Genomic DNA, 14,899 nt, shown 5'->3' with positions numbered 1-14,899 from the left:
GTTGGTGCTTGATAAGCGATACGAGGAGAGGTGATAGTGATGAATCGTCGCAGTGATATAAAAGTACGGATAAAAAATAACCCCAAGAACAAAGTCCTTGGGGTTAATGTATCACTTAGGGTAATTTAAAAATTACTTCTTAGCGTTACGTTCTTTCTGCTCAGCGATAACTTTTTCAGAAACGTTAGCAGGACAAGGTGCGTAGTGTGAGAACTCCATAGAGAACTGACCACGGCCTGAAGTCATAGTACGTAGAGTACCGATGTAACCAAACATTTCTGAAAGTGGTACGTCAGCTTTAATACGAGAACCAGTTACGCCAGCGATCTGGTCTTTGATCATGCCACGACGACGGTTAAGGTCACCGATAACATCACCAACGTGATCTTCTGGAGTAAATACGTCAACGTTCATGATTGGCTCAAGAAGTTGCGCACCAGCTTTAGGCATAGATTGACGGAATGCGCCTTTCGCTGCGATTTCAAATGCTACTGCAGATGAATCGACTGCGTGGAATGCACCATCAAGAAGCTCGATTTCAACGTCAAGAACAGGGAAACCAGCTAGAACACCAGTGTTCATCATGCCCTTGAAGCCTTTTTCGATTGCAGGCCAGAATTCTTTAGGAACGTTACCACCAATTACTGCTGATGTGAACGTAAAGCCTGAACCTACTTCGCCTGGTTTCATGATGTAGTCGATCTTACCGAACTGACCAGAACCACCAGATTGTTTCTTATGCGTGTAGCTATCTTCAACTGCTTTCGTGATTGTTTCACGGTAAGCAACTTGAGGTTGACCAACAATTAGGTCTACGCCGTATGTACGCTTAAGGATATCAACCTTAATGTCTAGGTGAAGTTCACCCATACCTTTAAGGATTGTTTCGCCAGTTTCTTCGTCAGTTTCAACTTGGAAAGATGGATCTTCTGCAACCATTTTACCGATCGCGATACCCATTTTCTCAGAACCGCCTTTATCTTTAGGCGTTACAGCAATAGAGATTACTGGAGTTGGGAAGATCATTGGCTCAAGCGTACACTCGTGCTTAACATCACAAAGAGTGTGACCAGTTTGAACATTCTTCATACCAACGATAGCGATGATATCACCAGCTTGTGCAGAAGTAAGTTCGTTACGGTCGTTTGCTTGCATCTCAACCATACGGCCGATACGCTCAGTTTTACCTGTAGCAGAGTTAAGGATGGTGTCACCCTTGTTTAGCTTACCAGAGTAAATACGAACGAATGTTAGTGCACCAAAGCGGTCATCCATGATTTTGAATGCAAGTGCTTTTAGTGGTTCGTCAACAGATACTGTTGCAACTTCACCAGTTGGCTCGCCAGTTTCTGGATCAGTTAACGGCTGTGGATCTACTTCTGTAGGACAAGGTAAGTAGTCAACAACAGCATCAAGAATAAGTTGCATACCCTTGTTTTTGAATGCTGAACCACAGTACGTTGGGAAGAAAGTACAAGTACGTGTACCAGCACGGATACAACGCTTGATTTCTTCAATAGAAGGTTCAACACCTTCCATGTAAGCTTCTAGAAGATCATCGTCTTGCTCAAGAGCAGTTTCGATCATTTCTTCGCGGTAAGCTTCAACGTCATCAACCATGTCTTCAGGAACAGGTAGAACTTCGTAGTTTTCAGGAAGACCAGAGTCATCCCATACGAATGCTTGACGAGTTAGAACGTCAACAACACCAACGAAATCATCTTCACGACCGATTGGAAGTGTCATGATTAGTGGAGTCGCGCCTAGTACCTTCTTAACTTGATCTGTAACGCGGAAGAAATCTGCGCCCATACGGTCTAGTTTGTTAACGAAGATAATACGAGCAACTTCTGATTCGTTCGCATAACGCCAGTTAGTTTCTGATTGTGGTTCAACACCACCAGAACCACAGAATACACCGATGCCGCCATCAAGTACTTTAAGAGAACGGTAAACTTCAACTGTGAAGTCAACGTGTCCAGGAGTATCGATAACGTTAAAACGGTGATCTTTCCAGAAACAGCTTACTGCTGCTGACTGGATAGTTATTCCGCGCTCAGCTTCTTGTTCCATGAAGTCAGTTGTTGACTCGCCATCATGAACTTCACCAATCTTGTGGATTTGGCCAGTTAGCTTAAGGATACGCTCTGTAGTAGTGGTTTTGCCCGCATCAACGTGCGCGAAAATACCAATGTTTCTGTATTTAGATAAATCTGTCATTGTTTTTCTCTATCAACAATTACTGTCACATGTGAGGTCGCGGATTATAACACTAGTTGTGCTAATCAGAACATAGCCATATGTAATAAAAATAGGTATTCGCTTGCTTTTTGCCCTTGGGGTTCTAACTGTTGACGAAGATCTGAGCAAATAACAGTCATAAAAACCAAGACTAGTCGAGGTTGATTATTATTGTTAGTCGATTTAAGAATATTTTAGTGATTTTTTGAGGGCAGGATGATGAATTAGTCTTGATATGAGGTGCTAATAATAAGAGCCAAAAACGATTTTTTAGTTTGTTTGCGCTTAAAAAATAGTAAGTCTGCTGGAATGTGTCATTTGTTTCACTTTCTGTTTATTAGTGAGGTAGAATTCAAGTAAGCCCTGTTTTGTTATTTGAGTGTACAAAATGTCAGAAGAAATAGAAGTAGAAGCACTGGAAGTTGAAGTTTCTGTCCAGCCAATTGAACTGTATAAAGTGCTAAAGATTGCTAATTTGGTTAGTGGTGGTGGCGAAGCTAAATATGCCATTTCTGAAGGTTATGTTGCTGTAAATGGTGATGTTGAATTACGTAAGCGTTGTAAAATCTATGATGGTGACGTAATTGAGTTTAATGGTGAGTATTTTGTAGTTATCTGTGATCAACCCGTACAAGAAGTAACACCTCGAGATCAACAACCAACCCAAGTAGCACCTGTAGCGAAAGCACCAAAAAAAGATAAAAAAGTACCAGTAACAAAGGCAAAGAAAAATAAAGCAGCAGCCTCAACCAGTAAAAATCGTTCTGTGACCAAAAAAGAAGCAGAACAAACAGATAAGAAAGCCGATACCGCAACAGGACGTAAGCCAATCAGTTTTTAATTTATTAACTATTTATAATAGGCGTGCTGTGGCACGTCTTTTTTTTGTTTGTTATTTATTATTTTTTATAGAAAGGTATCAGGATGATAATCAACTTTCGTGACAATTATATACCACTCTTATTCGTCCTTGCGTGTAGTGTGTCATTTTCAGTTAATGCAGCTCAAGTTAGTGTGCTATCTCTTCATGAGTGCCAAGCAATGACTCAGGCTGGAGTTGTTTCGGCGACAGCTCCTGTGCCATGTCAACGCTTGAAAAAAGTTACGTTTCATTATCGTGATTTTGCAGGTAAAGCACATTCTAATGGTCAAGTGGTGGTGATGGATGCTGTCGCACCGTATGTAGGAAATATTTTTGATGCTTTATTTAAGCAAGGTTTTCCTATTCATAAAGCCGTCCCTATAGAAGTGTATGGTGGTGATGATACCCGTTCGATGACTGCAAATAATACATCAGCATTTAATTATCGTCCGGTTGCAGGAACGGGTAGCTTATCATTACATGCTTATGGGGCCGCGATAGACCTTAATCCACTTCAAAATCCATTTGTTACTTTTGGTAGTAATGGCAATGCTAAATTTAGCCCAGTTCAGGGGGTGCATTATGCTAATCGTACTCAATATCGGTTTGGTAAACCAAATAGTCGAGGCATGGCTGAAGCGGTTATAGATACATTTGCTCGTCATGGTTTTCAATATTGGGGTGGTTTTTGGAATTCTCCAATTGATTATCAGCATTTTCAATTGACCAAAGATATGGCGTTAACCATGAGTAAAATGACGCCAGCGCAAGCAACATTATTTTTTCAGCGTTATGTTGCGTGGTATGACAGTTGTAGCAAGATGTACCCAACCGCATATAAGCAGTATAAATTTAATGATTACACAGAATATCTAAAGCATCAGTTATCTGTTAAGTCATTGCATTTGGCTTATAGTGCTAATCCTCAACGGGTAATGGATGCGATTAAGCTTCAACCTGTGCGCTCGGCTATTTGTGTAAAGCGTTAGTTGGCAAGGGGTTTATTGATAAGTTGCAATCTAAGTCATATTTTTTAGTCTGCATACTTTGTTTTTAATTAATTCATTTGCGGCAATGATTTGAGGCTTTTAGGATAGTGGGTAATTAGTTGTACTCTTACAAAGGATGGTTCAATGGTTAGTCAAGTCACAATGGTTGCACATCAATTACACTTTTCAGAATTAGTGCAAGGCTATTGGCGTTTAGCTGAGTGGGGCATGACTGCGCAACAACGATTAACGTTTATAGAGCAGCATCTTGAATTAGGGATCACCACGGTTGATCACGCTGATATTTATGGTGGCTATCAATGTGAGGCGTTATTTGGTGAAGCGTTAGCGTTAAAACCAAGTTTACGTCAACAGCTACAGGTAGTGACGAAGTGTGATATTAATCTGTGCAATGCTAAATACCCTCAACGTCGCATTAATCATTATGATACCAGTAAGCAGCATATTGTTGATTCAGTAAATAATTCATTGGCAAACTTGCAGGTTGATAATATTGATCTGTTATTGATTCATCGCCCAGATGTATTGATGGATGCTGATGAGGTTGCTTCTGCCTTTGCTGAGTTAAAACAACAAGGAAAGGTTAATCATTTTGGTGTGTCGAATTTTTCGCCAGCGCAATTTGATTTATTGCAATCTCGTCTTGATCAGCCTCTGGTTACTAATCAAGTTGAAATTAATCCGCTTAATTTTGAAGTGGCACACGACGGTACGCTTGATCAATTACAAATGAAGCGCATTCATCCCATGGCGTGGTCATGTTTGGCTGGGGGGGAGATTTTTACTGGCAGTTCTGAGCAACATATTCGTGTGCGTGAAACCTTAATTGAGATCGCCGCTGAAATTGGTGCAGATAGCATTGATCAAGTGATTTATGCTTGGATTAGGTGTCTACCATCAAAGCCGTTAGCAATTATAGGTTCGGGAAATATTGAACGGGTAAGATCGGCTGTTGCAGCCCTTGGTTTTTCATTATCACGTGAGCAGTTTTATCGCATATGGGTAGCCGCAAAAGGTCATGGTGTGCCATAACGGAATCTAAAAATGGCAGCTGCTATCGTGAATGACCATTGTGATAGCTGGCTGCCATTGGTGTTATTAGTGTACGTTGGCTGGGGTTATTGTTCCATCAGCCGTAGGATTGTTTTTATTGGCACTCCATTGGTACCAACCACCATCATAAACACTGATATTTTTCCAGCCGAGAACATGAGCGAAGAAGAATGCTTCTGATGCTCGCCAGCCTGTACCACAGAAGAACGTAACATCTTGATGCGGTTTAATATTCCATTGAGCCCATTGCGCTGCAATTTCATTACCGCTTTTCATTGTTTGATCTGGGTTAAGAAAATCCTGCATGTGGTAAGAATCAGAGCCTGCATGTCCCCACTTAGCACCCTCAATGCGTCCTTTAGGCTTAATATAATCATAGCCGCTGGTTTTACCAATATATTCAGGCCAAGTACGAATACTCACGACAGATTGCTGATTCGTTGGTTTTTTCAATAATGATTTTACTTGTGCAGTATCGATTATATATTGAGGATTTACGGGGATGGTCTTTCCAAACGCGACCGGTTTTTTATTGTAATTAGGTAAGTTTTCTGTGGGGTAACCAGCATCAGTCCATGCTGTCCAGCCACCATTTAATAAACGTACATCTTTAACGCCAGCATACATCAAGAAATTGGCAAAACGTGCGGCAGACATATTGTTGCGCGCATAAAGTATAACCGTGGTGTCATAACGAATACCAAGATCAGCAATCACTTTCGTTAATGTTGTATTACTGACTTTGTTCCACCATGGTTTTGATTCGATGGTATTGGTATTAACGTATAAAGAGCCAGGAATATGATCGAGTAAATATTTTGTCGGTGGGCCCCATTCAACTTCAACTACTTTATAACCATTTTTTGGAGCATAGCGTGGATGTTTGCCATTAATAAGTGCATCTAACCATGATGCTGGCACTAATTGTTGAAAATTAGGTAAAGCGCTAAGTTGACCATGATAATGACTAAGGGATTGATCAATCGTTGTTAGTGATTGATAACCTTGATCTTGTAAAGCCGACGTTAATTGCTGAGCTTTATCAGCAGAGCAATATAAATAAGTTGGTAGATTAGGTTTAAGATGTTTTTCATGTAGCAGAGTTTGAAATGCAGATGTATCTAATGTTTTTAGCCAGCTAGCATCAATATTAACGGCACCTGCAATATGACCACCTTGCTGTTGTTTAGCCTCCGGCCAACCATTAAAAAAATTACTATTACGGCAATCAATAATTTGTAATGGTGTTTTTTTTGCTTGTTGTTGCGCTAATTGCTGAAATGTTGCCGTCGTTGGCGATGTAGCGGGGGCAGCAAATGAAGTTCCGGATGTCAGTAATAATGCAGCCATCGCTGTTGTTTTAATGAGCATAATTAAACCAAATCACCTTCGTGATAGTTAAAAACATGCGCGCATTTTAACTTTTTTTAAATGTAATACAATTGTATTGCGTTAATTTTTAAACAGCTTTTTGTTAAGAATTACAGGATAAATGCTGTCGTGGTATTTGTTAGGGAACTATTTTGCTGCTTTTATGTCAGAAATGTATTATGGCATGTTCAGATTATAAAATGTCGAGTTAACGCATTATTGAGGAACATATATGAAACGTTTACTCCCTGTATTTATAAGTTTATTAGCGGTTTATAGTTCAACGTTAATGGCGGCAGAGATAACAACGATAAATCCTCATGTAAGTTTATTAAAACAACCTTCGTCGTTAATCGTAACGCAAAAAATCAAACAGTTAACGCCAGTTATCGTTTCTCAATCATACGATTATTCATTATCTGTATTACGACAAGCTTATTATCGTGGGATTGATGATATTGGTAGCACTATTCATCTACAACAAGGCTTGTGGGCGGGTGAACCTTATCAGCCAGGGGGAAGCATCATGCCACAAGTGATGTTATTAGGTGATTTAAAAGCGATGGGGCGGCTAAATTCGCAGAATGCACCAATGGCAGTGGTATTGTTAAATTATTCTCCCGGAGGCAGTGGTCAATTTTTATATTTGGCTGTAATGGCTTATCAACACGGTAAATTAGTGAATATTGCGACTCAATATGTCGGTGATAGGGTACGAGTTAAAGGTTTAACGATAAAAAATAGCACTATAATTTTAGATGTTATTCAACCGGGAAAACATGATCCTGCATGTTGTCCGGGGGATGTTGCGCGGCATGTTTGGCATTTGAATCACAATAAGTTAGTTGAAGTTCCCAGTCATCAAGCCATTGTCAGATTGACGCCTGCAATATTGGCAAACACGGATTGGCAGCTTGAAAGCTGGCGTTATGGTGAGCCTGTTACTGAGATCGGTAATATTGATTTACGTTATATCAATGGACATTTTGTTGGGAAGGTTGATTGTAATAATTACACTGTTACGGTGAAGTCACAATCACAGCCAGGGTTTATTGATGTATTAGAGCAACATGTGGCCATTACGAATCGGCAGTGTGGTGATCCTTTATCGAAGCATCGTCAGCAACAATATTTTAAACAATTGGCGAATGTGACTCAGTTTACTTATTTTGCAGGGAAATTGGCATTAACTTATCGGCATGATAATCATATTGGTGTGATGATCTTTGCTGCAAAAAAATAGGATCTTAGCATTTGTTAAACAATTAATGATTAAACAGTTAATGGTTAATTCGATATAAAAATACCGCCACTTAGGAAGACTAAGTGGCGGTATTTTCATATCGATATTACTTCAAGGCTATTGTGCTAACCATTTAATAATAAATTGGCAAATATCTTGAGGGTTATTTAAATCTAGCTGTGGTAATGAACAGTTTTTAGGGGCTGGCTGATCACTAGCAAAAGCTAAAATAGTATTGTCAGTGGGATAGAGCAATGGTTTGCCGTAGCTTGGACGATGAATCTCTATTTTTGGAAATGGCTGGTCACGAAAACCTTCAATTAACACAAGATCTAATAGATCATGATTAAGTTGGCTTAGACAATGATTTAATTCAGGATCTTGGCGTTCTTGTTGTGGATATTCAAAGAACAACATATGCCGAGATTTAGTGGCTAATAAGGTTTGGCTACAACCCGCATGACGTAAGCGATAACTATCTTTTCCTGGAGTATCAGGATCAATATCATGATGACTGTGTTTTAGTAACCCTATCCGTAAGTTGTGTTGTGTAAGAAGAGGGATCAGTTGCTCAAGAAGTGTTGTCTTTCCTGAACCACTAAAACCCGCGAAACCGAGTATGGGTGTAGGTGATGTAATCATTATGAGACCCGTTGATATTGATTCTTTTGCTATTATATACCTAACAAAAGTGAACACCTATCTACCGCGTATATTTATTGATATATAAGGGATTTATTTAAATAAACTTAATTTTCAGTTGTTGAATAAAAAACAGTAATCATGTTTTTTGATAATAATAATGTGACAGTCTACATTTAATCTGTATTGAGTTTATTGTTATTAATAAGTCTATGACAGTCATAAATATGACAATTAATATAATATTTCCTAACAGGGAGTGTGTAATGTGGGCGACATTAGATTTTGAAGCATCAGGACTCTCAGAATTTTCTTATCCAATAGAAGTAGGTTACTCACTACCAAGTGGTGTGGATCATAGCTTACTCATTAATCCGTTATCAGCCAGTGATGAGTGGCTGTATTGGGACACTTTTTCTGAATCACATATTCATGGCATTACACGGGATGAATTAAAGCAAGATGGTAAGCAAGTTGTCGATGTTTGCCAGCATCTTAATGCAGTTTTAGGGCAATATGAACGGGTGTTTTGTGATAGTGAATGGGATTTGTTTTGGTTAGGTCGGTTATATCATGCGGCTCATATGCGGCCTTCATTTATGTTAACGGAAATCTGTTGTTGGCTAAAACAACATAATGGTCTTGACCGTGAATATTTTCAATTAGCCCTTGATCGGCAAGGACCCGTTAAACATCGTGCGAGTTATGACGCGAAACAAATTCGGCTAGCACTGAATACATTAATGAATAATCAGTAGTATTATCTATTTATAAATCTGATGTTTATTATTGGCGGTATAGTTAATGACGATTACAATGTTTGGTATAAAAGCATATGTATATGAGAATTTAAGTGAAATCTACGTCTAGTCGTAATCAATCACTGCGTGTGGCGATGTTTAATATTTCGATGTCAGACAGTGAACCGGGCAAAATATTAGCATTAACAACAAATCCTAATATTACGCGTTTAAAACGTCTCGCAGCCATTATTCAACATGCCGCAGCTGATGTGATATTGCTGTGTGAGTTCGATCATCTTGGAGATGGGGGTGATGATGGCGCATTGGCCCATTTCTGTGATAATTATTTAGCGATTTCTCAATATGGTCAGAAGCCTATCGAATACCCATACCGTTTGTGCCCAGCAACCAATACCGGATTATTAACTGAGGTTGATCTCAACCAGGATGGCATGATTTCATTGCCAGCTGATGGAATGGGATTTGGTCATTTTCACGGTAATTTTGGTTTTGTTTTATTATCTAAATACCCTATTCAAGATAATAATGTTCGTTCATGGCAACATCTGCTGTGGAACACGATGCCAAATACATTGATCCCTCGTGATTTTTACAGTCCTGAAGCGGTAAATATATTACGGTTATCGTCTAAAAATCACCTTATTGTACCAATACAGCGAGATAAACAAGTAATTAACCTTGTGTGTTGTCATCCGACACCTCCTGTTTTTGACGGGCCTGAGCGTCGTAACGCCAAGCGAAATCATGATGAAATTCAACTTATTTGCGATATTCTCGATAATGCTGCGTATTTAGAGGACGATGCGGGTATTGTTGGTGGGCTAGCTCTCGATCAATCTTTTGTTGTGTTGGGCGATCTTAATGCTGATGTTACCGATGGCGATGGCTTAAAAACCCCGATTAAAGATTTACTTAACCACCCTCGGATTCACCAACAGGTAAGTCATGGGGTATTAACGCCTAAAAGTATGGGGGCGGGGGAACATCGTCCGTGGCAGCAACGAAAAGGATGTCGTAATGAATGGACACATTTAGGTGGAATGCGTTTAGATTATGTGTTGCCATCGGCTAATTTAAATGTTGTAAAGAGTGGTGTATTTTGGCCTGAAAAAGATCATCCGTTACGACAATTAGTGCTTGATGATAAAGGACGAGAAAAACCGACCGCAGGATCTGATCATCGGCTTGTTTGGGTGGATATAAAATATGTTGAGCCCGTATTATAATAAAAGAGGAACAATAACGATTGTTCCACTGTAAATCCGCATTATTTATTGGTATCTGCTGATTTTTTTGCCCAAATCTCAAGTTTGGCTTTTTTCGTTATGCCCGCTAAATTTAATGTTGCATTACCGAGACTGTTATATGTCAATTGAATCGATTTTATTTTATTTTGAGCGCGATCTAGTGTCATTGCTCGTGTAGAACTATTTTTAGTCAGTAAACCTAGTGTTGATAGTTTTTGTACATGACCATCAGCATAATTAACTTGAATAGCATCTATTTGTACAGAACCTTGGGTACACGTTAATTTAAGAGAACCATAGTGGTTAGAATTAAAGAACGAATGGATTGTGACGGTATCAGTATCTGTTTGAAAATTAGCTGTTTTAGTTGCTAGTTTAACCCAACCGTTATCGGTTTCTTTTGGTGTTGAATTACAGCCGCTCAATGTTATTAATAGCATCAATCCGGTTAAAAATGGATATAAAAATTTACGCATAAAACCCCGTTAAAGTAATAATAAAATACACAATGTATCTTTAATTAAAGTTGAATTTACGTAAAGTATGCCATATTTTTAGGTGTGGAATGTTATGAAAATGATAAAATGACTAAATATTTTAGTCATTTTATATTGATGGTATTTTTAGATTGTTATTTAAAAATATTTACCACGGATAGTATTGAAATTTTCTTTAAGTGCACAGGTAGTAAATGTTTTAATTACCATGGTGTCAGACCAATAATTAGCGGGCCAACCGGCTTTTTGTTTGAGCAGTTGTATAAATTGAAGCGTTGATAATCCTCGACGCCAAGCACTTGGCAATACGATCGTTTGTACATGTCTATCCGTCAGTAACACTCCCTGTTTGTTATGAGATAAATACTCAAATAAGTCAGCTTCAGTAGTGAATGGTTGTACAGCTAACGGTGATAGCACTTCGACTTCAATGCTTAAATCATTGAGTTGATCTTCTGCTAGAGGCATAAAGCGACGATCTTCATAAGCACTGCCAATGGCTTTATTGTGCATTTCTAATATTAATGGTTTTGTTGCAATCGTTGAGCCTATACAACCTTGTAGTTGACCATTAACTTCGAGTGTTACAAAGCATGCTGCTGGTTGAAGCATTTTTCGCGTATAGTGCTCAAGTTTAGGCGCTGACGTTGAAATTGCTTTGTCTGAAAAATGACCTCGAATAGCATCACGGGCAATATCCAGTAGCTGTGTAAGTTCACCTTTATTGTATGTTTGATGTGTGACAGCTGAAATATTCACCAGTGTTCTCCTTTTTGAATCTTATGAATTATCAATACGTCCGTATATAAATAATGAATGACGAAATCGTGTCGAAAATGTGTATTTATAAAATGTTGACAGTGATGAAAAATGTTTTATAGGCAATCACTTATTTTCTGTCTGATTAATATCATCTATTTTTGCTGATTATTCAATATATGCTGAAGTAAAAAGTGTTAACTTGTTTGTCAAATTTATACTGTTTGTAATTTTTTTGTCTGAGTGTTATTAAATCGCCATAATTGAGTAATATTTGTACTTTTTTGATTGTTTTTTTGAATTGTGTTGTTTATAAATTTTACTCGTAACGTAGATTGTTTTATCGTTAATGTTATTTTTAATACCAAAGATAAATCCATTTATGAGCAATGACCAAAGTTTGACGATTGAGCAATTAAGTGAATACCAAAATGTTGTAATTACTCAGCCTAATTGTCCGTATTGTGTGAAAGCAAAAGCATTATTAGATCAACAAGGTACTGAATATACAACATTAGTATTGGGACAAGAATTAACTAAAACCGTTATGGTGGATTTTATTCAACATCGTGCAAATGTTAACGTGCGAACTGTGCCACAAATCATTTTAAATGGTCACTATATTGGTGGTCATGATGACTTGGTTGCGTTTCTTGAGCGCCAAGTTGATAACACAAGTTTTGATGATTTTGAATTATAGAATTCTTGACATATAGATGATGAGAGAGGGGGCTGTGGCCTCCTTTTTATTGATAAATACCTGAGAAATAGACAATGAAACTAGATTTTTCACAACTAAATAAACAAACGAAACAATCTTTTAATGACCAACATTCGGTGATAAAAAAGGTTATGCAAGGTAAAATTGTCACTTGTGAGCAATGCCATCAATCTTTGGTACTTATTACGCCAGAACAAAGTGAAAAGCCAGGTATTGGGTGTTTGAAAGGTTGTACATTTATCTCACTTGAGTTTGCTTAATATCGGCTAATGCCTGTTTTTAATTGTCTATTTTTGATTAAAAAACACGCGAAACCGAGTGATTTCTGCAAACTTACTAATTAATTATAAATAGCTTTTTAACCGTATTAATTTATTAATTAGCTTTATTATTTGCACTAAATGCTAGTTGTTAATAATGACTTATTTGGTGTTGATAATATGGAAAATTAACGTCTATATTTTTTATTTATTTATATGGATAATAATTTCTTTTATTTTTAATGAATATTGTGTCTAATCCATTGATTAAGCGTAATAAAAGTAAATGTAATTTATTGTAACGACAGAACAATAGTAGTTAAAAAGTTCAAATGAACTAAAGTTGTAGCAATAGATAGTTAGAGTACAAAATAAAAAATAGATATTGTGATTAAATTTAAGTAATCGCAATGCTTATTTTAAGGTTGAAAATTAATCAAATTCAGCCATTTGGTTGTTTTGTCTCTCTGTTGACAGTGCTTGTCTACTAGTGGTTATATAATGGCGCTTCAATTTTTATTTACATGACTAAATATTATAGTTGAGGCGATATCTAACAGGATGTAATAATGAGTAAACACGATAAATATAGTATAAATAATACGGATTACACGATTGGTCAAGATAATGTCCAAAAGTGGGGGTTTGATGTACACAATGCCGTTTTTGGTGTGAGTGCTGGACTTATAATCATTTTTTTAGTTGCAATTTTAATCACAGATCCAGCTACAGCAAAAGCGACATTAGACAGTATAAAAGGTGCGATTGTTAATCAATTTGCTTCTTTATTTATTTGGGCCGGTAATTTCTTTGTTTTCTTTTGTTTAGCGTTAATTGTATCGCCATATGGACGTATTCGTTTAGGCGGTAAAGATGCAGAAGCTGAGCACACAACATTATCATGGCTTTCAATGCTATTTGCCGCTGGTATGGGTATTGGCTTAATGTTTTGGAGTGTTGCTGAACCCGCTGCTTATTTTACGGGCTGGGGCGGTTCTACACCATTAAATGTTACACCAGGAACACCAGAAGCTTTTCAAGTCGCGATGGGTGCAACGATGTACCACTGGGGTTTACACCCTTGGGCTATCTATGGCGTTGTTGCATTATCAATGGCATATTTCGCTTATAACAAAGGATTGCCTCTTTCTATTCGTTCTGTATTTTATCCTATTCTTGGCGATCGTACTTGGGGTTGGGCTGGACATATCATTGATATTCTAGCTGTTTTAGCCACACTTTTTGGTTTAGCTACTTCATTAGGCTTAGGCGCACAACAAGCAGCGAGTGGTATTAACCATGTGTTTGGTACTCATGGCGGCTTAGAATTACAGATTGGTATTATCATTGTTGTTACTTGTGTGGCGATTTATTCTGTAGCAAAAGGCATCGATTCTGGTGTTAAGTTACTGAGTAATATTAATATGATAGTTGCCGTTGTCTTATTAATTTTTGTAGCACTTGTTGGTTTTGCTGTTTCTATTGATACTATTCCAAAGACAGTAATGGGCTATATTGAAAACTTTATTCCATTAAGTAATCCGTATGATCGTGCTGATGAAAAATGGATGCATGCTTGGACTGTTGTGTATTGGGCATGGTGGATTTCTTGGTCTCCATTCGTTGGTTCGTTTATTGCTCGAATTTCAAAAGGTCGTACTGTTCGTGAGTTCTTAATCGCAGTATTGCTGATTCCAACCGCAGTAACGATTGTTTGGATGTCAGTATTTGGTGGTCAAGCGATTCACCAGATCATGGATCATATTGGTACATTAGGCGCGAAAGGTATTACTCAAGTGCCGTTAGCAATGTTTGAGATGTATGATGCATTACCATTTGGTACTATTTTGTCATTTATTTCGGTGATTCTAATTCTGGTGTTCTTTGTAACATCATCAGATTCAGGTTCATTGGTTATCGATAGTATTACTGCTGGTGGTAAAGTTGATAACCCTGTTGCGCAGCGTATTTTTTGGGCTGCCGTTGAAGGTGTTATTGCTATTGCATTGTTATGGGTTGGTGGTACGCAAGCCATCGAAGCATTACAAGCGGGTACGATCTCTACAGCATTACCGTTTACGTTTATTTTATTACTAATGTGTGTCAGTTTATTGATGGGCTTTAGAACCGAGAAAATAAAGAAATAGTTTTATTGGTTGTTATAAATTAAACGTTAAAAAAAGCAGCTATTCAGAATACTATCTGAATGGCTGCTTTTTTATGACTCTA

At 37.8% G+C, this 14,899-nt stretch carries 14 protein-coding genes; 9 read left to right on the top strand and 5 right to left on the bottom strand.

What is annotated here, in order from left to right:
- Positions 1–132 precede the first annotated feature (132 nt).
- Positions 133–2,220 carry an elongation factor G gene (gene fusA, locus C9J51_RS06055; protein ID WP_045036654.1) on the bottom strand — a complete coding sequence of 696 codons (2,088 nt, stop codon included), beginning with the start codon at positions 2,218–2,220 and terminating at the stop codon, positions 133–135.
- Between the two features lie 409 nt (positions 2,221–2,629).
- On the opposite strand from fusA, the gene C9J51_RS06050 reads away from it, so the two are divergent.
- The 3 genes from C9J51_RS06050 (at position 2,630) to C9J51_RS06040 (ending at position 5,145) form a co-directional block, all read left to right on the top strand.
- Complete coding sequence (locus C9J51_RS06050) at positions 2,630–3,082, top strand: RNA-binding S4 domain-containing protein (protein ID WP_107236864.1); 453 nt, start codon at positions 2,630–2,632, stop codon at positions 3,080–3,082.
- A gap of 83 nt (positions 3,083–3,165) precedes the next feature.
- Positions 3,166–4,092, top strand: a complete 927-nt coding sequence (locus C9J51_RS06045) for a M15 family metallopeptidase (protein ID WP_045040694.1) — start codon at positions 3,166–3,168, stop codon at positions 4,090–4,092.
- Positions 4,093–4,236: 144 nt separating this feature from the next.
- Positions 4,237–5,145, top strand: coding sequence for an aldo/keto reductase (locus tag C9J51_RS06040; protein WP_107274903.1), 909 nt, complete (start codon positions 4,237–4,239; stop codon positions 5,143–5,145).
- 66 nt (positions 5,146–5,211) lie between these two features.
- Here the strand turns inward: C9J51_RS06040 and C9J51_RS06035 are convergent, their stop codons facing one another.
- Positions 5,212–6,537 (bottom strand): rhodanese-like domain-containing protein, encoded by a 1,326-nt coding sequence (locus C9J51_RS06035; RefSeq protein WP_045040695.1) that lies wholly within the window; start codon positions 6,535–6,537, stop codon positions 5,212–5,214.
- A 232-nt stretch (positions 6,538–6,769) separates the two neighbouring features.
- Between C9J51_RS06035 and C9J51_RS06030 the strand changes: the two genes are divergently transcribed.
- Complete coding sequence (locus tag C9J51_RS06030; RefSeq protein WP_052668208.1) at positions 6,770–7,780, top strand: META domain-containing protein; 1,011 nt, start codon at positions 6,770–6,772, stop codon at positions 7,778–7,780.
- 117 nt (positions 7,781–7,897) lie between these two features.
- Here the strand turns inward: C9J51_RS06030 and mobB are convergent, their stop codons facing one another.
- Positions 7,898–8,422 carry a molybdopterin-guanine dinucleotide biosynthesis protein B gene (mobB, locus tag C9J51_RS06025; protein WP_045040696.1) on the bottom strand — a complete coding sequence of 175 codons (525 nt, stop codon included), beginning with the start codon at positions 8,420–8,422 and terminating at the stop codon, positions 7,898–7,900.
- Between the two features lie 266 nt (positions 8,423–8,688).
- On the opposite strand from mobB, the gene C9J51_RS06020 reads away from it, so the two are divergent.
- Both C9J51_RS06020 and C9J51_RS06015 read left to right on the top strand, forming a co-directional pair.
- The gene (locus C9J51_RS06020) at positions 8,689–9,180 is read left to right on the top strand and encodes a hypothetical protein (RefSeq protein ID WP_045040697.1); all 492 of its coding nucleotides are present in this window, start codon (positions 8,689–8,691) and stop codon (positions 9,178–9,180) included.
- A gap of 95 nt (positions 9,181–9,275) precedes the next feature.
- The gene (locus tag C9J51_RS06015; RefSeq protein ID WP_322788506.1) at positions 9,276–10,412 is read left to right on the top strand and encodes an endonuclease/exonuclease/phosphatase family protein; all 1,137 of its coding nucleotides are present in this window, start codon (positions 9,276–9,278) and stop codon (positions 10,410–10,412) included.
- 41 nt (positions 10,413–10,453) lie between these two features.
- Here C9J51_RS06015 and C9J51_RS06010 read toward each other — a convergent pair whose 3' ends face one another.
- Both C9J51_RS06010 and amrA read right to left on the bottom strand, forming a co-directional pair.
- Positions 10,454–10,909 carry a hypothetical protein gene (locus C9J51_RS06010; protein ID WP_045040698.1) on the bottom strand — a complete coding sequence of 152 codons (456 nt, stop codon included), beginning with the start codon at positions 10,907–10,909 and terminating at the stop codon, positions 10,454–10,456.
- Between the two features lie 159 nt (positions 10,910–11,068).
- Positions 11,069–11,689: an AmmeMemoRadiSam system protein A gene (amrA, locus tag C9J51_RS06005; protein WP_045040699.1), complete on the bottom strand. Its 621-nt coding sequence runs from the start codon at positions 11,687–11,689 to the stop codon at positions 11,069–11,071.
- A gap of 382 nt (positions 11,690–12,071) precedes the next feature.
- Between amrA and C9J51_RS06000 the strand changes: the two genes are divergently transcribed.
- The 3 genes from C9J51_RS06000 to C9J51_RS05990 all read left to right on the top strand — a co-directional run bounded on the left by C9J51_RS06000 (position 12,072) and on the right by C9J51_RS05990 (position 14,817).
- The gene (locus tag C9J51_RS06000) at positions 12,072–12,389 is read left to right on the top strand and encodes a glutaredoxin domain-containing protein (protein WP_045040700.1); all 318 of its coding nucleotides are present in this window, start codon (positions 12,072–12,074) and stop codon (positions 12,387–12,389) included.
- Positions 12,390–12,463: 74 nt separating this feature from the next.
- Positions 12,464–12,670, top strand: coding sequence for a hypothetical protein (locus C9J51_RS05995; RefSeq protein ID WP_045036643.1), 207 nt, complete (start codon positions 12,464–12,466; stop codon positions 12,668–12,670).
- Between the two features lie 569 nt (positions 12,671–13,239).
- Entirely contained in the window at positions 13,240–14,817 is a 1,578-nt protein-coding gene (locus tag C9J51_RS05990) for a BCCT family transporter (protein ID WP_045036642.1), read from the top strand.
- Positions 14,818–14,899 lie beyond the last annotated feature (82 nt).

It is taken from the genome of Photobacterium iliopiscarium, assembly GCF_003026395.1.
Classification (GTDB): domain Bacteria; phylum Pseudomonadota; class Gammaproteobacteria; order Enterobacterales; family Vibrionaceae; genus Photobacterium; species Photobacterium iliopiscarium.
This window is presented reverse-complemented; position numbering and strand designations above follow the sequence as displayed.